The organism is Aliisedimentitalea scapharcae, from assembly GCF_045277565.1.
Taxonomy (GTDB): domain Bacteria; phylum Pseudomonadota; class Alphaproteobacteria; order Rhodobacterales; family Rhodobacteraceae; genus Aliisedimentitalea; species Aliisedimentitalea scapharcae.
The window spans coordinates 831,461-851,087 of sequence record NZ_CP123584.1 but is presented as its reverse complement, the minus strand read 5'-3'; the positions used below and the strand labels follow the sequence as shown (position 1 = coordinate 851,087).

Annotated in this window: 15 protein-coding genes, 1 tRNA gene and 2 pseudogenes; 11 read left to right on the top strand and 7 right to left on the bottom strand. The window is 56.3% G+C overall.

Annotation, left to right across the window (positions count from 1 at the left end; translation table 11 throughout):
- Positions 1–65 precede the first annotated feature (65 nt).
- From QEZ52_RS03975 to trpA, 4 genes are all read right to left on the bottom strand, one after another.
- Positions 66–1,388, bottom strand: coding sequence for a CoA transferase (locus QEZ52_RS03975; protein WP_406648142.1), 1,323 nt, complete (start codon positions 1,386–1,388; stop codon positions 66–68).
- An 88-nt stretch (positions 1,389–1,476) separates the two neighbouring features.
- Entirely contained in the window at positions 1,477–2,451 is a 975-nt protein-coding gene (locus QEZ52_RS03970; protein ID WP_406648141.1) for a GDP-L-fucose synthase family protein, read from the bottom strand.
- Positions 2,452–2,457: 6 nt separating this feature from the next.
- Entirely contained in the window at positions 2,458–3,579 is a 1,122-nt protein-coding gene (gmd, locus tag QEZ52_RS03965; protein ID WP_406648139.1) for a GDP-mannose 4,6-dehydratase, read from the bottom strand.
- 363 nt (positions 3,580–3,942) lie between these two features.
- Positions 3,943–4,734 (bottom strand): tryptophan synthase subunit alpha, encoded by a 792-nt coding sequence (trpA, locus tag QEZ52_RS03960; RefSeq protein ID WP_406648138.1) that lies wholly within the window; start codon positions 4,732–4,734, stop codon positions 3,943–3,945.
- Between the two features lie 232 nt (positions 4,735–4,966).
- On the opposite strand from trpA, the gene ychF reads away from it, so the two are divergent.
- The 3 genes from ychF (at position 4,967) to QEZ52_RS03945 (ending at position 7,634) form a co-directional block, all read left to right on the top strand.
- Positions 4,967–6,064 (top strand): redox-regulated ATPase YchF, encoded by a 1,098-nt coding sequence (gene ychF, locus QEZ52_RS03955; protein ID WP_406648137.1) that lies wholly within the window; start codon positions 4,967–4,969, stop codon positions 6,062–6,064.
- A gap of 12 nt (positions 6,065–6,076) precedes the next feature.
- A complete protein-coding gene (locus QEZ52_RS03950) occupies positions 6,077–6,994 on the top strand; it encodes a nucleoside hydrolase (protein ID WP_406648136.1) in 918 nt (305 codons plus the stop codon).
- A 550-nt stretch (positions 6,995–7,544) separates the two neighbouring features.
- A tRNA-Ser gene (locus tag QEZ52_RS03945) sits at positions 7,545–7,634 on the top strand.
- 163 nt (positions 7,635–7,797) lie between these two features.
- On the opposite strand, the pseudogene QEZ52_RS03940 reads toward QEZ52_RS03945, so the two are convergent.
- The 3 genes and pseudogenes from QEZ52_RS03940 to QEZ52_RS03930 form a co-directional block, all read right to left on the bottom strand.
- Positions 7,798–9,180 (bottom strand): annotated as a pseudogene (locus tag QEZ52_RS03940) (IS3 family transposase).
- 1,090 nt (positions 9,181–10,270) lie between these two features.
- A pseudogene (locus QEZ52_RS03935) lies at positions 10,271–10,387 on the bottom strand (IS481 family transposase); the annotation flags it as partial.
- Between the two features lie 523 nt (positions 10,388–10,910).
- The gene (locus QEZ52_RS03930) at positions 10,911–11,807 is read right to left on the bottom strand and encodes a LysR family transcriptional regulator (protein ID WP_406648134.1); all 897 of its coding nucleotides are present in this window, start codon (positions 11,805–11,807) and stop codon (positions 10,911–10,913) included.
- 117 nt (positions 11,808–11,924) lie between these two features.
- On the opposite strand from QEZ52_RS03930, the gene QEZ52_RS03925 reads away from it, so the two are divergent.
- The 8 genes from QEZ52_RS03925 (at position 11,925) to QEZ52_RS03890 (ending at position 19,605) form a co-directional block, all read left to right on the top strand.
- On the top strand, positions 11,925–12,353 hold the full coding sequence (locus QEZ52_RS03925; protein ID WP_406648132.1) for a DoxX family protein: 429 nt from the start codon (positions 11,925–11,927) through the stop codon (positions 12,351–12,353).
- A 66-nt stretch (positions 12,354–12,419) separates the two neighbouring features.
- Positions 12,420–13,307: a VOC family protein gene (locus QEZ52_RS03920; RefSeq protein WP_406648131.1), complete on the top strand. Its 888-nt coding sequence runs from the start codon at positions 12,420–12,422 to the stop codon at positions 13,305–13,307.
- A 9-nt stretch (positions 13,308–13,316) separates the two neighbouring features.
- Positions 13,317–13,817 carry a cytochrome b gene (locus QEZ52_RS03915; RefSeq protein WP_406648130.1) on the top strand — a complete coding sequence of 167 codons (501 nt, stop codon included), beginning with the start codon at positions 13,317–13,319 and terminating at the stop codon, positions 13,815–13,817.
- 38 nt (positions 13,818–13,855) lie between these two features.
- A complete protein-coding gene (locus QEZ52_RS03910; RefSeq protein ID WP_406648128.1) occupies positions 13,856–14,461 on the top strand; it encodes a sulfite oxidase heme-binding subunit YedZ in 606 nt (201 codons plus the stop codon).
- Positions 14,462–14,694: 233 nt separating this feature from the next.
- Positions 14,695–15,675, top strand: coding sequence for a LysR substrate-binding domain-containing protein (locus tag QEZ52_RS03905; RefSeq protein WP_406648127.1), 981 nt, complete (start codon positions 14,695–14,697; stop codon positions 15,673–15,675).
- 111 nt (positions 15,676–15,786) lie between these two features.
- The gene (locus QEZ52_RS03900; RefSeq protein WP_406648126.1) at positions 15,787–17,319 is read left to right on the top strand and encodes an amidase; all 1,533 of its coding nucleotides are present in this window, start codon (positions 15,787–15,789) and stop codon (positions 17,317–17,319) included.
- 4 nt (positions 17,320–17,323) lie between these two features.
- Positions 17,324–18,607, top strand: a complete 1,284-nt coding sequence (locus QEZ52_RS03895; RefSeq protein ID WP_406648125.1) for a TRAP transporter large permease — start codon at positions 17,324–17,326, stop codon at positions 18,605–18,607.
- 23 nt (positions 18,608–18,630) lie between these two features.
- Positions 18,631–19,605 carry a TRAP transporter substrate-binding protein gene (locus tag QEZ52_RS03890; protein ID WP_406648124.1) on the top strand — a complete coding sequence of 325 codons (975 nt, stop codon included), beginning with the start codon at positions 18,631–18,633 and terminating at the stop codon, positions 19,603–19,605.
- Positions 19,606–19,627: the final 22 nt, after the last annotated feature.

Sequence of the window (19,627 nt, the reverse complement as noted above, 5' to 3'; positions counted from 1 at the left end):
CAGCTCCTGTTGCGCCTTAAGCGCCCACCGAAAAGGCGTTGTTTTCAGGGCCCCAGTGGGGGCTCTTATTCCCAGGTTGTGCCATCTCGGCGCAACGGGCCGGCCGGATATCGCCATGTTGGCCCCACACCCGCCACCGTCAGCGGAAATTTCACCCGGTATGCCGTGCCCCAACCGGTGTATTCGACATCCTGGCTCAGATCGGCGTCCATCTCTGCACCAATCGTATCCGTGCTGAACGTTCGCGCGCCCGTCCCGGTCAACAAACCCGCCGTCCGAGCCAGTGACAGCCGCGCCGACGCGCCACCCCGGCCGTGATTGCGCCAGCTCAACGCTCTTAACCCGGCTGCGGCCATCAAATACCCGGTGGCGTGGTCAAGCGCCTGAACAGGGAGCGGAACAGGGCGCTCAGCACCCGCTCGCATCATACCTTCGGCTGCGATGCCACTGCTCATCTGAACCAGGCTATCAAACCCACGCCGCCCCGCCATTGGCCCGGTCCAGCCATAGGCGCACAGGCTGACGTCGATCAGCCCCGGCGACAACCGCTGCAAATCCAGCGTATCATAGCCCAGCCGGGCGAGCGCACCAGGACGATAACCGTGGATCAAAATATCCGCCTGGCCCAGCAGTCTTTCAAACGTCGTGCGATCATTCCTGTCCCGCAGTTCCAGTCCGGCGCAGCGCTTGCCCAAGGTGACTTCCGGTTCAACCCCTGGTTCGCCCCAGGACGGGGGATCAATTCTCAGCACTTGCGCACCAAAACCGGCCAGAAACCGGGTGGCAACCGGGCCTGCCAACACCCGTGTCAGATCGAGCACTTTGACATCTGACAAGTCGGCCACGGCCGCCCGTCCGTGTTCATGCGTCTCCCACGCAACCAAAGGTTCCCTGGCAACGGCCTGTCCCTGCGGATGGGCCATCCACTGATCCAATGTATGCATGGCCGCGCTGCACCCGCCCGCAACTGCCACAGCCTGTTCCAGATCAGCCTTGTCCCAGCACAATACCGCCCGAGCCACAGAATCCCGGTCTGGTGCGCACCCCAAAACCTCCAAGGCCGCATCCCGGTGATGAGGTGCATTCGTGTGCAGGCGAACCCAGCCATCAGCTGCCTGATAGTCCCCGGCAATCGGATCCCACGCGCTTGGCATTGTCCACCCGGACGGGCGCAAAGTCATATCAAACCATTTCAACGCCAACCGTCTGTCGATTTCGACGCCGGATACACCGCTCAAAGCCGCCAAAGCGCGGGCGGCGGCAGACAGCGACTCGAGGGCGAGTTCATCGGTCGCAAAGCAGGAGGCGAATGCCGCTTCACCCCGCACCTGCACTGCGATCCGATCCGGTACGGGGCCTCTCAAGTTCTGGTCGATTTCAACTCTCACTTGCGATCCCCTCTTCCCGCTCAGCTTGTGATTTATACCAGTCTTGCAATCTACAATCTGGCGCGAATGCAAATGCGGCGCCTCTCGGTCACTTCGCTCTGAGGTCCTGCAATTTTTGTGCCTTGAACCACTCGTATGTTTCACGAACACCTGTTTCGAGCGGTGTTTGGGCGGTCCAGCCAAGGCGAGCGAGGCGCGAAACGTCCATCAATTTGCGCGGGGCTCCGTCGGGCTTGCTGGCATCAAAAGACAGTTTTCCCTGGTAGCCGGTCACACGGGCCACAATTTCAGCCAGTTCGCGGATGCTGACATCTGTGCCCGAACCGACATTGATGTGACTCAGCATTTCCTGGGTTTCGCGTTGATAGGTTTCGGTATCCAGACCCAGCACAAACAGCGATGCCGCCGCCATGTCGTCGACATGCAGGAATTCGCGCATCGGCGTACCGGTACCCCAGATCACCACTTCGGAGACTTCGTCCTGTACTGCCTGATGGAACCGGCGGATCAACGCCGGCAACACGTGGCTGTTTTCCGGGTGAAAGTTATCTCCCGGCCCATACAGGTTGGTCGGCATGACCGAACGATAGTCGGTGCCATACTGCCGGTTATAGCTTTCACACAGCTTGATCCCGGCAATTTTTGCCACCGCATAGGGTTCATTGGTCGGCTCTAGCGTGCCGGTCAACAGCGCGTCTTCGCGCATCGGCTGGTCCGCCAACTTGGGATAGATGCAAGAACTGCCCAGCTGCAGCAGTTTCCGCACACCCGCGTCAAACGCCTGATGGATTACATTGCATTCGATCATCAGGTTTTCATAGATAAACTGCGCCGGATAGCTGTTATTGGCGATGATGCCACCCACTTTGGCCGCAGCCAGAATCACCTGATCGGGCTGTTCGGCCTGCATGAACATCCGCACCGCAGTCTGGTCGGTCAGGTCCAGTTCGGCACTGGTTCTGGTGATCAGCTCCAGATTCTCGCCCGCATCCCGGCGCGCCTGCAATTGGCGCAGGATAGCACCGCCGACCATGCCCCGATGACCTGCCACATAGATCTTCATCGTCTGTTACCCTTCGACCGAAACCGGTAAATCCATGCCGTGATCCTTGAGCAGCGCATGGCGTTTGGCTGTCTTGAGATCCTCGATCACCATTTCGGCACACATTTCCTGAACAGTGATCTCGGGTGTCCAACCCAGTTTGTTCTTGGCTTTGGATGGATCCCCCAACAGGGTTTCCACTTCGGCAGGGCGGAAATAGCGCGTATCAATACGCATAACCACGTCGCCGACCTTCAGCGCTGGGGCCTTGTCCCCGTCGATTGCGGCGACGGTGGCAATTTCGTTCACGCCTTCACCGGTGAATTCCAATGTCACACCCAGTTCTGCCGCCGACCAGGTGATGAACTGTCGAACGGAATATTGCACCCCGGTCGCGATCACGAAATCCTCGGCCGCGTCTTGTTGCAGCATCATCCACTGCATACGGACATAGTCCTTGGCGTGGCCCCAATCGCGCAAGGCATCTATGTTGCCCATATACAGGCAATCCTCGAGCCCAAGGGCAATATTGGCCAGACCCCGAGTGATCTTGCGCGTAACGAAGGTTTCGCCGCGGCGTGGGCTTTCGTGATTGAACAGGATCCCGTTGCAGGCATAAATTCCATAGGCTTCACGATAGTTCACCGTGATCCAATAGGAATAAAGCTTGGCCACCGCATAGGGGGAACGCGGGTAAAACGGTGTCGTTTCCTTCTGTGGTGTCTCCTGCACCAGGCCATAAAGCTCGGATGTTGACGCCTGATAAAAACGGGTCTTTTTCTCCAGCCCCAGGAACCGGATCGCTTCAAGCAGGCGCAGAGTGCCCATCCCGTCCACATCCGCCGTGTACTCCGGGCTCTCAAAGCTCACCGCCACATGGGATTGCGCACCGAGGTTATAGACCTCGTCTGGCTGAACCTCCTGAATAATCCGGGTCAGGTTCGAACTGTCTGTCAGATCCCCATAATGCAGCTTGAACCGGGCATTGTCGGTGTGCGGGTCTTCGTAAATATGGTCCACCCGCTGGGTATTGAACAGCGATGACCGGCGTTTGATACCATGAACCTCATACCCCTTTTCCAGCAGAAATTCCGCCAGATAAGATCCATCCTGACCGGTCACCCCGGTGATCAATGCGCGCTTTGTCATGTTAAGGCTTTAATCCTTGTCCAATATTCGCCCCTCTTGAAAAAAGGGTCTGCCCCGTTCGAGCTTCGTCCACTCGCTCAAACTCGTATCATGTTGGCCCAGATATAGACCCATCACAGCCATTTGCCCAGATTGCGCGGGCCATCTCGCAGCAAATCCTGATGTGTGCCATGCCAAAGGCATTTGTTCCGGAGAAGGGATCAAACTTTGCATGGCCCCGGACACGGGCCCAAAGGCAGCGTTCTGGTCCCTGTGCCGGATGTCTGGTCTGATGAACGGGTGGGCACCATCTCGGCACATGGTACGACATCAGACAGCCATTGGGCTGCCCGGTCGGAAATTGCAGTTGTCTGAAACCTGGCCTCAGGCGGAGTGCGCACCGTCCGCCAGAGTTTTCACAAAGCTCAGCACATCTGCGACGCTATCCCCAGCGCCGATCTTGGCGACGATGGCCGATCCGACAACGGCACCATCGGCCACGCTGGCGATGCCACGGGATTTTTCGGGAGTGTTGATGCCAAATCCGACGATGACAGGCAGATCGGTTTGCGATTTGATTCGGGAAACTTCGGGGCCGACATCGGTGGCTTCCGCTTCGGCAGCGCCGGTGATGCCTGTGATCGAAACATAATAAACAAAGCCTGACGTGTTCTGAAGCACGCGCGGCAAGCGGTTGTCATCCGTAGTCGGGGTCGCAAGGCGGATAAAATTCAACCCCGCATTTTGGGCTGGAATGCACAGTTCATCATCTTCTTCGGGCGGCAGATCCACGACGATCAGCCCGTCAATCCCGGCGGCCTTGGCATCCGACAGGAAGGTTTCTACGCCACGGTTGTAGATCGGATTGTAATAGCCCATCAGCACAATCGGGGTCGTGTCATCGGTTTTGCGAAATTCGGTCGCCAGCTCCAAAGTGCGGCTGAGCGTCATCCCCGCTTCGAGCGCGCGCTGACCGGCCAGCTGGATGGTCGGACCGTCGGCCATTGGGTCGGTAAACGGAAGCCCCAGTTCGATAATGTCGACACCGGCAGCGGGCAAACCTTTGACAATGTCCAATGAGGTTTCGAAATCCGGATCGCCGGCCATCACATAGGACACAAATGCCTTTTTGTTGGCTGCTTTCAACTCGGCAAACTTTGCATCGATACGGGTCATGGTCGGGTCTCTCCTGTGATCCGCCTTGGTGTGCCGAAACTTGGACCGGAAATCAATCCCGGCCGAACGGCGGATCGGGTCTTTGCAGCAAAATTCGGGATTCTTCACGTTCGCAAGATACCCCCAGACCGCATGACCCGTCACAGCAGGGCATGTCAGTACCGGTGTCGGCGCTTGCGTCAGCGGCAATTGCTGCCTAGAAGCGGCCTCTGATAGGCATCAGGAGGCCGAGATGGGCTTTAAAATGGGAATCGTGGGCCTGCCCAATGTGGGTAAGTCGACCTTGTTCAACGCATTGACCAGAACCGCAGCTGCGCAGGCTGCGAATTTTCCGTTCTGCACGATCGAACCCAATGTGGGCGAAGTCGGGGTTCCGGACGCGCGTCTGGACAAGCTGGCCGCGATTGCAAGCTCCAAACAGATCATTCCCACCCGGATGACATTTGTTGATATCGCCGGTCTGGTCAAAGGTGCCTCCAAGGGCGAAGGGCTGGGCAACCAGTTCCTGGCCAACATTCGCGAAACCGACGCCATTGCCCATGTGTTGCGCTGTTTCGAAGATGGCGATGTGACCCATGTCGATGGGCGTGTTGACCCGGTGGCAGATGCTGAAACCATCGAAACCGAGCTGATGCTGGCGGATCTGGAAAGTATTGAAAAACGACGTGCGAACCTGGTGCGCAAACTCAAGGGCAACGACAAGGAAGCCCAACAGCAGGACCGTTTGCTGGCAGCAGCGCAGGCGGTGCTGGAAGATGGCAAACCCGCACGTCTGGTCGAAGTCGATGACGAAGACGCCAAAGCCTGGAAGCTGTTGCAACTGCTGAGCACCAAGCCTGTCCTCTATGTCTGCAACGTGGGCGAAGCCGAGGCTGCCGACGGAAATGAGCATTCTGCCAAGGTGGCGGAAATGGCCGCAAGCCAGGGCAACAGCCACGTCATCATTTCAGCCCAGATAGAAGAAGAGATCAGCCAGCTGGAAGACGAAGAGGCTGAAATGTTTCTCTCTGAAATGGGGTTGGAAGAAGCGGGTCTCGACCGGTTGATCCAGGCTGGCTATGAGCTGTTGCACTTGGAGACTTACTTCACGGTTGGCCCCAAAGAAGCCCGCGCCTGGACCATTCGCCAGGGCACTGCAGCACCACAGGCTGCCGGTGTGATCCACGGTGACTTCGAAAAGGGGTTTATCCGGGCCGAAACCATCGCCTATGACGACTACATTGCGTGCAATGGGGAACAAGGGGCCAAAGAAGCGGGTAAAATGCGCGCCGAAGGCAAAACGTACCTGGTCAAGGACGGTGATGTTCTGCACTTCCTGTTCAACACCTGATCGAGTGCCGTCGTGAAGCTGGTCATTGATACAGATCCCGGCATCGACGATGCAATGGCCATTTTCTATGCCGCTGCCGCGCCGGAGATAGACCTGATTGGTCTGACCACAGTGTTCGGCAATGTCACGACGCCAATCGCGACCCGGAATGCGTTGCGGTTGGTCGAAGCGGCTGGGTTGAATATTCCGGTTGCCGCAGGCGCAGATCAACCTTTGATGCTCCCTCCGTTTCCCCCTTCTTCTCAGGTACATGGGGATCAGGGGTTTGGTGCCATTCCCGCAGCTGACCCTCGGGGAACACCTGATGCGCAAAATGCTGTGGACTTTCTCAGCCAGGTAACACGAGAACACCCAGGCGAGATCACGGTTTGCGCCATTGGACCGCTAACAAATATCGCCATGGTCCTGCAAAAGGACCCGGATTTCACGCGGAACGTATCCCAGATCGTGATCATGGGCGGGTCCATCGAAGAAGGCGGTAATATTACACCCGATGCCGAGGCGAATATCTATCACGACCCCCATGCAGCAGACGTCGTGATGGCTTCGGGCGCAAATGTGGTGCTCGTAGGTTTGGATGTCACGCATATGATTCTGTGCACGCCGCGCGATTTCGCTGCGATTGCGGATCGTGCACCTCGCCTCGGCGGGATGTTGGGCGATATGGCCGAATTCTATCTTGCGTTTTACAAAAGCGTCGGGAAATTCGATGGGTGCTCATTGCATGATCCAGCCGCGGTGATCGCCTGCACCCATCCGGAATTGTTCGACATCCGTGATATGGTCATTTCAGTGGATTGCGAGGGATCCACCGCAGGCCGCACGATCACAGCACAAAATCTGGACCGATCCGCCATTCAGGTTTGCATGGATGTGAAATCTGACGCGGTCAAACAGCTCTTTTTGGACCGTTTGGCGTTGCTGGACTGACTGTCCGACTGGTGTCTTCAGGACCACGGTCACATTTCGCCATGGCTCCGAAGACGTCGGCCTCACACCGGTCACACCAATTACATCCTGCCTCGATCGCTGACTGGAACTGCACGCGATCCAGAACCTGGGCGTTTTTGTTTTCCCCGCAAAATTTCTCTTCCTCTGGCAACGGGTGGTGCGACAGCATCAAGCCCACAGAGATATGTTCGCGAAGTATCGCAGGAAAGCCTTTTGGGAAGACTGTGTGCATTGATGGTTCGGCACTGGACCTCGGGCTTTCGGCCAGAAAGGGCCTGGCATCGTGCAAGTCTGAATGGCGACGTGTGACCAGCTATCCTGTCCCTGCATTGTACAAAGGCGACTCGGTAATTGCAGGCCCCCCGGCGTGCAAAGTCGGTGCAAAAACATGTCCGTGACTTATTCGGGATCGCTCTCTGTCTATCCGGTTTTGAGTAATTTCAGGAGGTTCTGCGTTCTCAAAGAAAAATCAAAATCCCTAGAGAATCGACCTTGTCTTTCCGTTGCTTGCGAGGATATACCCGTCAGCGGAGCTGTGGCCGAGTGGTCGAAGGCGCTCCCCTGCTAAGGGAGTAGGCGAGGAATCGTCTCGAGGGTTCGAATCCCTTCGGCTCCGCCAGAAATCTCACCAAGATATTGATTTTGCTTAAATTAATACTTGATGAGATTTTCTTGCCACCATTATTGCCACCATAGATCATTCTATTGTGTCCGTCGTCAGAGTTTTTGGAACCAGTGGCTGCCTAAACTAAGAGAGAGTTTGGCTCATCTGTTTGGTTTGATTATGCGGCGTGCTGGCGGTGATGCAATCGTCGCGCTTCGCGTGTTTTCCGTTTGATCCTTTCACGTTGTTTTAGAATGGCTTTGTCGCGCCCGAAGTAGACGTCGGCGGGTGTGACGTTGTTGATGCTCTCGTGGAAGCGCTGGTGATTGTAGTGGTCGACGAAGGCTTCGATCTGAGCTTCGAGGTCACCCGGTAAGAAGTAGTTTTCCAGCAGGATGCGGTTCTTAAGGGTTTGATGCCATCGTTCGATTTTGCCCTGCGTTTGCGGATGATATGGCGCACCGCGCGCGTGCTTCATACCTTTGTCCTTTAGCCATTCGGCCAAGTCGCCTGAGACATAACTGGAGCCGTTGTCGCTAAGAAGACGCGGCTTATGAACGACGTGGATTTGATCACAGCCAGACGCCTGTAGCGCCAATTCCAGTGTGTCCGTTACATCTTCTGTCCGCATGTTCGTGCAGAGCTTCCAAGAGACGATGTAGCGACTGTAATCGTCCAGGACCGTGCTGAGATAGAACCAGCCCCAGCCCAGAACCTTGATGTAGGTGAAGTCTGTCTGCCAAAGCTGGTTGATACCAGTTGTCTTATGCTGGAACTCATCCATTGCCCGGCAGGCGATTGCAAAGCAATCTGCCGAGAGGGGGCCGCCTTCAAGACGATGAACGCCGGGCTGGTGATGAGATCATGGGCTTTGAGGGTGCGATACACCGTAGATTCCGAGACAAAATAACGGTCTTGATCGGTGAACGTCACGGCCAGCTCGCGGGGCGATAGCTCTGTCTCTTTCAAGGCGAGGTCGACAACCTTGCGCTTCACTTCGACGGGAACGCGGTTCCAAACGTGATTGGGCTTGGGAGATCGATCCTGCAAACCAGCCTCACCACGCTGCAGATACCGGTCGTACCAGCGGTAAAATGTGGTGCGGGGAATGCCCAGCTTGGCCAGTGTCCGACGCGCTGACAGGTGGCTTTCTTCCACCAGCCGAATGATCTCCAGCTTCTCTGATGCGGCATATCTCATTCGTGGTCGTCCCCATCCCCGAGCATGCTTTTTTGAGAAGACGCAGTTCAAGCGTCTGCTCTGCGACGACCTCCTTGAGATCCTTTGCCTCGCGGCGGAGTGCCTTGACCTCATCGGTGTTGGCTGCTCGTGCTGTGTCGCCAGCAAGCCTCTTCTTGCCAGCTTCCATGAAGTCTTTTGACCATTTGTAGTAGACGCCCTGCGATATCCCTTCACGACGGCACAGCTCGGCAATGCTGTCTTCGCCGCGTAGCCCATCCAGTACGATCCTGATCTTCTCTTCGCTGGAATAATGCTTGCGCGTGCCGCGTTTGATATCTTTGACGATCTTCTCGCCAGGGCTCTTCGTTGTCTTTCTCATCGTCCACTCCTCGGTGGCTACGATGAGCAACAAACCCTCTCTTAGCAAATAACCTTATTTGGACCCATAAGCGCTGACGTCAGACAACCAGTAGGTCACAGTCGGCGATCAGGACTATCTTCGGGAGGTGATCACGATAGACGAGCAGGATGATCTGACACTCAATGAGCGTGCCTAGCTGCGCTTTTTGCGCGAGGTGAGCAACAACAGTGATCCCCGACCCACGTTACGTCGTGTGCAGCTTCTCAGACGAATCTATGAACCTCGGCGGAAGTGACGGAATCCGGGAAAGGCCTATCGGCGAGGAATGGCTGGATCGGAGCACTTCGCCGGATCCCGGGACGACGTTTACATGCGGTTGCCTAATGTTTACATGAGTAAAATAGTTGGAAACCTTTTGGGCGCCAAAATGGGTAATTTGACCCCGATTTCGGGCCCCAACGTTTACACTATGTTTACATTAAGTTGACAAATCTGAGCCGGGAAACGGTTTTTTGCCGTAAAATGTAAACATCACGAACCCAGCAGACCAAGAAAACAAGGGGCTTTTAGAACAGAACATTGACACCGGGGCACCAGAAATGCGCACAGGAAGCCGGAAACAGCGCAAAGAGCAAGAGATGCGGAAAGGTCGCGGATCACGCTCAGTAACGCGCACAACGCACCTGAGATGCTGGGAAATGCATAAGGGCTATGCGCTTGAAAGTAGACGCGGCCGGAGCACAGCAGTCGCGGGGCTTGGACCTGTAGCAAGGAGGCAGTTGGCCTGGAATTCACAGGCTGGTGGATTTCGTGTTCGCCAGTTCGTCCAGAGGAGCTTGGGACCTGGAGCCGTGCCGACTTCTTTTCTTCGCTTGGAGGAGGATCCTCCTATAGTTACGTGTAAAACTTCAGACTTGATCTGACGGACACCTCAGCGAACTGCGCTGAGAATGGGTTGTTGGCTGTCTGATGGCTCGGAAGCCCTGATGGTCTTGTCCACGGCGATGTGTATCGTTTCCCGGAAGGTCTGCATAGGCGTTTTACCTGTAGTGGTTCAGATGTGATCTGACAGCTGGCCGTTTTTCCGGCGGCGTCTGTCAGGCCAAGTTCAGTTCACGAACTTTTCCTTCCAGATTTCTTTGCCCTCGATCATGGTCTGGAACGGCGTTCTGCCGCAACACATTTTGCCCTGATGAGTGCGTTGGTGGTTGTAGTGATGCAGCCATAGCTTCCAAGGCCGACGATCTCTTCATCCAGTAAAACGCTCGAAGGTCCCTGAAACCAACATGATAAGTCAGTTACAGCACATGCTGATTTGCCAGATCGGATATTCGTTCCGTCTGTGTTGAATTCCCGAGTCGCCGATGCTGGCAACGGATCGCCCTTTCGAAGAAACCTGCGAACTCCAAGGGTCTTGAAGCTTTCCGACAGAAACCCGTAACAGACGTTCTCATCCTGATTGACGATCACAACCACTGGATAAGCCGTCATTCGCCACATCGCAGAGACTTGGTAGATCGGGCTCATTCCGGACCTTTGCCGCGCGATGTCTGACAGACCGGTGAGCGGGACGAAGCAGTCGTCGAAACTTTTGGTATAAACGGCCGCTATCCTCGCCTTCCGCCTTTCGCCAGTCGCAATAGAGCAACGACAAGAATAGGACCAACGCCGTAGCCTGCGATGCGCGGCACCATTTTGTTAAGCTAAAAGGTTTTGCCGCTCAGGTCATACGTTTGGTTGTCGAGACACTACTTCAAAACGGCGGTGAACCCATCTGGTCCAGCCAAAAAGTCCAGGAAACTTCTTACCTTGGCAGGTAGATAGCTACGATCAGCGTAAATAGCCTGAATATGCAAGTTCGGCCATTCAACCATGGGCAACACGACCTCAAGTCGGCCGTCTTTCACATCGTCCTGAGCGGCCCAGGTCGGAAGCATGGCAAAGCCCATGCCGGCAACGGCAGCTTGATGAAGAATACTTTCGTTCGAGCTTACCAAAATCGGCCTGAGTTTGAGATCCACGCCTTTCTCGCCACCAAATTTTATGCGCCCGTCTGCTGCCACTTGAGAATAGGCAAGCATCGGGGCGTTGATCAGATTTTCGGGGGTTTTGGGGCGGCCAAAACTGTCTAGGAACGCGGGCGCCGCCACCAATTGGAACGTGACCTCTGCCAGTTTCCGCGCGATCAAACCCTCGTCCAACTTGAAAGCAACACGCAGCGCCAGATCGATACCCTCTTCAATCATGTTTATCTTACGGCCACTTAAGTCGACATCAAAAGTCACATGCGGGTTCTGATGATGGTAGGCGGCCAGAATTCTCGCAAAGGCCGGATTTGCCATCCAAACAGGCATCGACATTCTGAGTGTACCGCGCGGCGACAGGCTGTCTGCGGTCAACTGCGCTTCAGCTTCGGCCAGCCCATCAAGCAAGGGGCGGATCGTTTGCAAGTACTGCGCGCCTGCCTCGGTCAGACTCACGTTCCGACTGTTTCGATTAAGCAGGCGGGCGCCGACGCGCGCCTCGACGTGTTTGACGTGTTTGCTGGTCATTGCGGGCGAGAGGCCAAGTCGTTCCGCTACGGCAGAAAAGCTCTTTTGTTCTGCAACTTCGGCAAAAACACGCAGGCTTAGAAGTGTGTCCATTATCAACTCACAGTAAATAGTGGATAAACAAATACCCTAATGATGTCTCTATGGGAATGATTTATTCCTGTTCTCATCACAACGCGCTGCAGAAGCGATTTTTAGAAAGAGAACGACATGACAACGATTGACACAAACCCCGTACCAACTGGCAAGGGCTGGACGATTGGCCTATGGGTCGCCCAGATCCCTTTGGCCGCAATGTTCTTGATGGCAGGCGCGACGAAGCTGATTTCCGGATCAGCCGAATTGGTCGCGATGGGCATGGGCTGGGCAGAAAACGCACCCTTCTTACTGATCAAATTCATTGGCCTTGCAGAGGTCGCTGGCGGGCTGGGTCTGATCCTACCTGCTGCCACACGCATCATGCCGCACCTGACGAAATGGGCTGCAGCCGGTCTTGCCGTGATCATGGTTCTGGCCGCTGGCCTGCACATCACACGCGGCGAATTCGAAGTGGTGCCGGTCAACGTGATCCTGTTCGCACTGGCCGCCTTTGTGATCTGGGGGCGCACAAATAAAGCGCCGATCGCACCACGCGCTTGATCCACCCCGACGCGCCCCGGTTCCTCCCGCCAGGGCGCACTTTCTTTTGCAATAGGGTACCTTCCCATGTTCAATACTGCGCTTGCCGCCAACACAAACCTTTCCCCGCAAACTGACCGCCTGTCTTGGGGCCAGGTCGAACTTCGGGTGACCGAACTTGATCGCGCAGTTGCGTTCTGGAGCTCGGCCTTGGGTTTGATCGAACGCGATCACTCAGCGCCCGGTATTGGACTTGGAACAAGAGATCGCACGCTAATCGTCCTTCACTCCGGCGCGGAAACCCCTGTCAAAGCGCCCTTTTCGGGCATGTATCACGTCGCGATTGGCGTCCGCAGTCAGGCCGAATTTTCCCGGATGCTTGCCGGTTTGATCCAACTGGATGTGCAGGTCGGGCCGACGGATCACTTGATGGCGAAATCGCTATATTTCCATGATCCTGATGGGCTGGAGATTGAGATCACCTATGAGACACCCGAACGGTTTAGTCATTTTGGCGATATGTCTAAGGGCCTGACTTTGTTCGATGTTGACGGCAACGCCCATTCTGGGCGCGGACCGCTGGACGTGAGGGCCGAGTTGGTACATGCGGCGGGAACAGACCCGTTGGCACCGTTGGCGGACGACAGTTACCTCGCGCATCTGCACTTTAAAGTGCCAGCCCTCGAGCCTGCCCTGGACTGGTTCGAAACCCTTGGATTTGAACGCCACCTGACGCTGGACGCTTGGGGCTTTGCCGATATGGGCGCGGGTGCCCCCAACACGCACCGTTTGGCCATGAACATCTGGGCCGGTCCCAACAACCCACCCATGCCGCAAAATATTGCTGGGTTGGTGCACTACGAATTGTTCACACATGGCGATGCCGTCGTCTCACCCCATCTGCAGCAAGACGGCAATGCCTTGCGCGGAACCGATCCCGCAGGCGTCGCAGTGACCCTGCGCCCAGCAAAATAGGAGAGCATTATGACAGATACCCCCACAGCCTACCGCCCCGCACAGATCATTTTGCACTGGGTCGTTTTTGCGGCCATCTGGGTGCAATGGCTTTTCAACGAGCCGATGAAACGCACCATTGAGGCCATGCAGACCGGCGCTACACCCGAAGGCAGCGACGCCACAATGGCGTTGGTTCATGTGGGCTTTGGATCGACAATCCTGCTGGCAGTGCTTGCACGGCTTTATCTGCGCTACCGCTTTGGTGCGCCTGGCCATGCCCCTGGAACATCCGAAACGCAGGCGAAGATTGCGACATGGGTGCACCGCGCGCTTTACGGCACACTGATTGGTATGGTGATCACAGGCGGTATGACATGGAACGGCGTCGCTGATCTGGGCTATGTGCATTGGCTTTTGAACACTATGCTCTTTGCCCTGATTACCGCCCATGCGGCTGCGGCCATTTTCAACCAGTTCGTGCGCAAGGACGGCACGCTGGCGCGCATGATCCCCGCTCTCAAAAAGTAAAATATCGCCCCGAAACCCAAATGAGTTTGGACCCCGATATGAAACGTTTCTTTGAAGCAACCTCACCTTACTTCACATGGGCAGTGCTGGCTTCCCTCGGGGTCATGATGACGTTCACCGCACTGACATCCGATGATCCGCGGGTTTTCCACCAGCTTGTGCACCCATCCGGCGAAACCTCCGCACGGTTGTTGATCGTGCTGATGATGGCGACCCCTTTGGCGATGCTGCTGAAAGGATGGCGAGGGCCGCAATGGTTGAAACGCAACCGCCGTTATCTGGGCGTTGCCTCCTTTGGCTATGCGTTGCTACACACGATTTTCTACCTGCTGGATAAGGCGTCACTGACCATAGTGGTCGATGAACTGCCACGCCTCTACATCTGGACCGGCTGGGTCGCGTTTATCATCTTCGTCCCGCTCGCCCTGACATCAATGGACTACTTGGTGCGCAAGATGGGAACATGGTGGAAGTGGTTGCAACGCTGGACCTATGCAGCAGCCGTGCTGACACTCGTGCACTGGGCCGCTTTGAACGATTGGAACGGCGCGGCACCCGCCCTCATCCACTTTGGCCCCCTGATCGCGCTTGAAGCCTACCGTATTTGGTATTGGTACCTTCGGCCACGGCCCACAGTGGCATAGCGACTGCCTCGACACCTTGAACCAATGCATGATGTAGAGCGAAGGGGAAAATCCACAAACGATGCCTTGCATCAGCTGTCGCCAAAGAAGATGTAGCAAGGAGAGTTATGAACCAAGCGCTGGCAACGCATGTGTGCTGCTGAACGCCGTTCTATTAGACATGGTTGGTTCCAGAGTTTTGAAAGCCAATCATTTGCCTGTCCAAGGTAACATATGGCAGTATAGATGCGGCGTTGGCACAAATTATGGATGCGGAGGTAGCGCAAGTTTTGCGTAAGGGTTTTCAACAGGGGATTACACTTCGGCACTTGCGTGCTCTTGTTGCGTTGTCGGATCTGAAACTGGTCGCGCGGGTTTCTGAAGCGCTTGGGGTGACGCAGCCAGCCGTGTCAAAACAAATTGCCGAGTTGGAAAAGATCGTTGGCGTGCCCGTCGTGACCCGGGATCGCAACAGGCTTTACCTGACGCCGATCGGCGCGAGGCTTGCTGAACATGCGCGTCAGGCGCTTGGGCAACTTGATCGCGCCGCCTTTGATATCGAGGCGATGACAAGCGGTGTGTCGGGCTCTGTTGCGGTCGGTGTCGTCAGTTCCGTTGCGCCGACACTCTTGCCCAGCACGATTTCCTTGTTCAAGCGCAGCACACCACAGGCAAACGTTTCGGTCTCCGAAGGACATTTCGTCGAACTATTGCCGCAACTTGAAGCTGGCGCCCTGGATCTGTTGATAGCACGGGTTTGGCAGCCTCAGGAAGTGGCTGGTATTAACCAAATGGCCTTGTTCTCCGAGCCTGTCGTCGTTGTCGCAGGGCATAATCACCCGCTAGCACAAGAGACGGCCGTCAAGTGGGCGGATGTTGCAAATTTCCCTTGGATACTCCCGAAACCAAACTCGGTAGCCCGACAGGCCGTGGACGCGCTTTTTGCCGCCAATGGGCTATCACCACCCACGAATACAATTTCATCCCTGTCGCTGGCGCTGAATGTCGAGCTATTGCGGGTCATGCCTGCCCTTGGGTTGCTGCCACAGCGGCTGGCGCACACACAGGCGAGGCGAGGCGAGCTCGTCACGCTGCCGCTGGATACACATGATTTGCTATCAGAGGCGCGGTGCTTTTGGCGCAAGGAGCATTTCGCACAGAATGCGGCGCTTGTCTTGTTCCTGAAGTGTCTGGAGCAAGCAACGCAAGATATCGAAACCATTCCATTTGGTTAAGGTTTCCGGCGAATTTTTCATTTTTAATTGTCAGGATCCTCTCTTACCTTAACCAAACACACGGTTTGGGAGGGCTATTGTGTCTATTCGTTTCACCTCAATGCATCGTGCGTGCTCGTGAGCGGCTCTAGGCTTTGCGCGCTCTCCGCGTGTGAGGTTCTAGCTGCTTTTGCGGCCAAAACCCTGACTCCGAGTGAATACCTGACAGCTTGTCTAGAGCAGATAACGCAGTACAATCCTAAAATTAATGCCTTGGCGGCGATGGACGTCAAAGGGGCTATTGCCCGTGCCGAAGGTGCGACAAAGCGCTGGCGGTCTGGCACGCCGATGGGGCCTTTGGACGGCCTGCCAATTGGCGTCAAGGATTTGCAGGACACGAAGGGGCTGCTGACCACACATGGCAGCATCCGCGCACGAAGCCATGTGCCTGACGAGGATATGCCAATGGTCGCACGTCTGCGCGCGGCGGGCGCCATTATTCTTGCCAAGACAAACGTTCCCGAGGTGGGGGCCGGAGGAAACAGTTGTAATCCAGTCTGGGGTGCGACAGGCAACCCGTTTGATGCCAATTTGGTTGCGGGTGGATCGTCGGGTGGCTCGGCCGCGGCGCTGGCGGCCAACCTGCTGCCGCTTTGCACAGGTTCTGATACGGGCGGCTCGCTCCGGATGCCCGCTGCCCTTTGCGGCATCGTTGGCTATCGCCCGTCAGTTTGTGTGATCGCCCACCCCACGCGCCCCTTGGGGTGGTCAGGGATTTCTGTACTGGGTCCGATGGCGCGTACAATCGATGACCTGACGTTGATGTTGGAGGTGTGCCGCGGGCACGACCTTGATGATCCTTTGTCGGCTCCAGTATCGGCTCGCTTCGACGACTTGCCCGAGGTGCTTTTGCAAGACTTGCGTGTCGGGTACAGCGAAGACTTTGGCGGTGCCCCCGTCGACCCGGCCATTCGCGAGACTTTTAAAGCCCGTGTGGAAACACTGCGCCCGCACGTTAAAGAGTGCCGCCCCGTGGACCTTGATCTCGGGGACATGGATCGCTGTTTTGACATCCTGCGTGCTGAAAGCTTTGCTGTCGCCTTTGGCGCGGGTGTCCGAGAAGATCCCGAAGGCTTTGGCCCGCATATCAAAGAGAATGTTGCGCTCGGTCAGACCATGTCCTTGGCGGATCGCGGTTGGGCGCACAATGAGCAGACTCGCATTCTGCGCCGTTTCAACGCCCTAATGCGCGAAGTCGATGTGATTGTGCTGCCGACTTCGCCGGTGTCACCTTTTGCGTGGACCCAATCACACCCTACCCAAATCGACGGGCAGGACATGGACATCTACTATCGCTGGCTGGCGCTGTGCTATCGCGGATCGCTTAGCGGGGGTCCTGCGATTACGCTGCCTTGCGGACGCGACGCTTTTGGCATGCCCTTTGGGCTCCAGATGCTCGGAGCGGTGCGAGGCGATGAACGGCTTCTCAGCGCAGCCAAGGCCCTCGAAGGTCTTTTTGCTGCAAAAACAGAAACGGAACGCCCCTTGGCCGATATGAAGACCCTTGCCCTTTCGAAGATCAATCTGCGGTCGATCGTGACGCACCCGCCGATCCTAGCCGAATCCGGGCAATCGGCGCGCGCGTCCCTGCAAACGGCGGTGTAGCGTGATGTGGTATGTTCCGATAGTTTTCATCATCCTGCTGATCAGTGGCACGGCTTTTGCCTATCTCATGGGGGCGGTGTCGGTTCTGACCTTCGTCGCCGTTGATAAAACCCAGTTCCTTTCAGTTCTGCCGCAGCGCATTTTTGCCCAGTTGGACGTTTTTGCCTTTATGGCGATGCCTCTGTTCATCCTGACCGCAGAGATCATGAGCCGCGCAGGGGTGACCCGCAGCCTGATTGATTTCGCCATGTCTATTGTCGGACGCTTTCGCGGTGGTCTGGGTCATGTGAACATTCTCACGAGTGTATTCTTCGCAGGCATTTCAGGTTCTGCGATTGCCGATAGTGCCGCCTTGTCCCGCACATTTGTGCCCGAGATGAAGGCACGCGGCTATGATCCTTATTATGCAGGCGCGATTACGGCGGCGTCTTCGATGATCGGCCCGATCATTCCTCCGTCGATCATCATGATCATCTATGGCGGCCTGACGGGTGCTTCTGTTGCAGCTTTGTTCATTGCAGGCGTGATCCCCGGCCTGATGCTTGCCGCTGCGCTGATGATCTTGAACGCAGTCATCGCGCATGTGAAGGGGCATCCAGGCGGTGCATCCGACGACCTGCCGCGCTTTCTGCCCAGCTTGCTGAACGCAGCCCCTGCTTTGTGCTTGCCTGTAGTGATCCTTGGCTCGCTGGTCTTTGGGCTTGCCACCCCGACTGAAGGCTCTGCCATCGCTGTGTTTTTCGCGCTCATGGCCGGCCAGTTCTACAAGGGGCTGAACTGGCGCATGATTTTTGACGCGGTCGAAGCCACTGCAAAGATGACCGGGACGATCTTTATTATCCTCGCTGCGATTTCAGTATTGGGGTATCTTGCGGGCCAGTTAGGCTGGTCCAGCGCACTGGCCAATTGGGTGGAGTCCTTCGGACTGACAGGTACGAAGTACCTGTTTTTCCTTGTGATCATCTTCCTGATCGCGGGCATGTTCATGGACACGCCCGTCGCCCTCACTCTGCTGATCCCGCTCTTTGCTCCGCAGGCAATGGAGCAAGGCATCAGCCCGATCCAGCTTGGTATCGTACTATGCTTCAATCTGTGCATCGGTCTGATCACGCCCCCATTGGGCAAATGCCTTGTTGTCGTCTCTGCGCTGACAAATCTTAACTACTGGCGGCTGGCTTACGCTGTGCTGCCCTTCATTCTCGTTCAGGTGCTGCTTCTGCTGGCGTTGGTCTATTGGCCCGCGCTCAGCCTGACCTTGCCGCGCTTGTTCGGATTTTCTGTGAACTAATCAAACCCAAGGGAGGACTACCAATGAAACTCAGGACATTCACACTCGCTGTATTGCTAGCGATGGCCACAACTGCGTCCGCAGAGGTAAAAATCGCATTGGACAGCAAGCCGGACCTGGAAACCTCTGGCTCGTATAACTGGGCATATGCCTTTGGCAATGCGCTGAAAGAGGCGGGCATGGAAGTGCGGGAAATGCCGCGCGGTTCTGTGGGCAATGAAGCCGAAAAATTCGATCAGGTCTCAACCGGTCTGCTTGAAGTCTCGCTCTCGGACGTGCGCGCAGTTGCGCAGGTTGATCCGTTTATCTACGGCGTCCGCTTGCCCTATATCTTTGCCAACATTGACCATATGGACCGGGCATTGGCCGCTGGTGATGTTTACACACGCGTCAATGAAAACCTGGCCGAGCAGGACGCGATCCTTCTGGCGCTCGCGCCGCTTGGCCCTGCGTCGGGCGTAATCACCACGACCCAAGCCGTGCGTTCGCCTGCTGATATGTCCGAGTTGCGTATGCGCGCATTGGATGATGCACAGATCGCGATGTATCAGGCATGGGGATCCAGCGGCACAATCGTTCCGTGGGGCGAAGTACCTGCAGGTCTTCAAACCGGCGTGATCGACGGTTACCTGAACTCGCCCTTCATCCCCGTGATGTTTGGACAAACCGACTTCGTGAAGAACTTCGCCACGGCAGATGTGATCTGGCCGCTGCGCGCTGTGATCGTGTCCAAAACGTGGTATGACGGTCTGTCTGATGACGACCGCGCCGCAGTGGATGCCGCCGTTGAAACAGCCGATGCGGCGACCCGTACATGGCTTGCCGAAGCGTCTGAGAATGGCCTGACTGCGCTTGAAGAAAAAGGCGTGACCGTCCAGCGCTTGACCGACGAAGAGCGCGCGGTCTTCCGTGAAGCCTCTTTGCCTGTCTACAACTCCGACCTGATGTCGGCCGAAGACACGGCTCTGTGGAAGAAACTCTCTGACGAGAATCGCTAAACTGATATGGGCGGGCCGCATG

Excerpts from the sequence above, each read along its gene's own strand:
- QEZ52_RS03925 (WP_406648132.1), top strand. The coding sequence starts at position 11,925 with ATGACAACGATTGACACAAACCCCGTACCAACTGGCAAGGGCTGGACG.
- gmd (WP_406648139.1), bottom strand. The coding sequence starts at position 3,579 with ATGACAAAGCGCGCATTGATCACCGGGGTGACCGGTCAGGATGGATCT.
- QEZ52_RS03970 (WP_406648141.1), bottom strand. The coding sequence starts at position 2,451 with ATGAAGATCTATGTGGCAGGTCATCGGGGCATGGTCGGCGGTGCTATC.
- trpA (WP_406648138.1), bottom strand. The coding sequence starts at position 4,734 with ATGACCCGTATCGATGCAAAGTTTGCCGAGTTGAAAGCAGCCAACAAA.
- QEZ52_RS03890 (WP_406648124.1), top strand. The coding sequence starts at position 18,631 with ATGAAACTCAGGACATTCACACTCGCTGTATTGCTAGCGATGGCCACA.
- QEZ52_RS03920 (WP_406648131.1), top strand. The coding sequence starts at position 12,420 with ATGTTCAATACTGCGCTTGCCGCCAACACAAACCTTTCCCCGCAAACT.
- ychF (WP_406648137.1), top strand. The coding sequence starts at position 4,967 with ATGGGCTTTAAAATGGGAATCGTGGGCCTGCCCAATGTGGGTAAGTCG.
- QEZ52_RS03895 (WP_406648125.1), top strand. The coding sequence starts at position 17,324 with ATGTGGTATGTTCCGATAGTTTTCATCATCCTGCTGATCAGTGGCACG.
- QEZ52_RS03915 (WP_406648130.1), top strand. The coding sequence starts at position 13,317 with ATGACAGATACCCCCACAGCCTACCGCCCCGCACAGATCATTTTGCAC.
- QEZ52_RS03930 (WP_406648134.1), bottom strand. The coding sequence starts at position 11,807 with ATGGACACACTTCTAAGCCTGCGTGTTTTTGCCGAAGTTGCAGAACAA.
- QEZ52_RS03910 (WP_406648128.1), top strand. The coding sequence starts at position 13,856 with ATGAAACGTTTCTTTGAAGCAACCTCACCTTACTTCACATGGGCAGTG.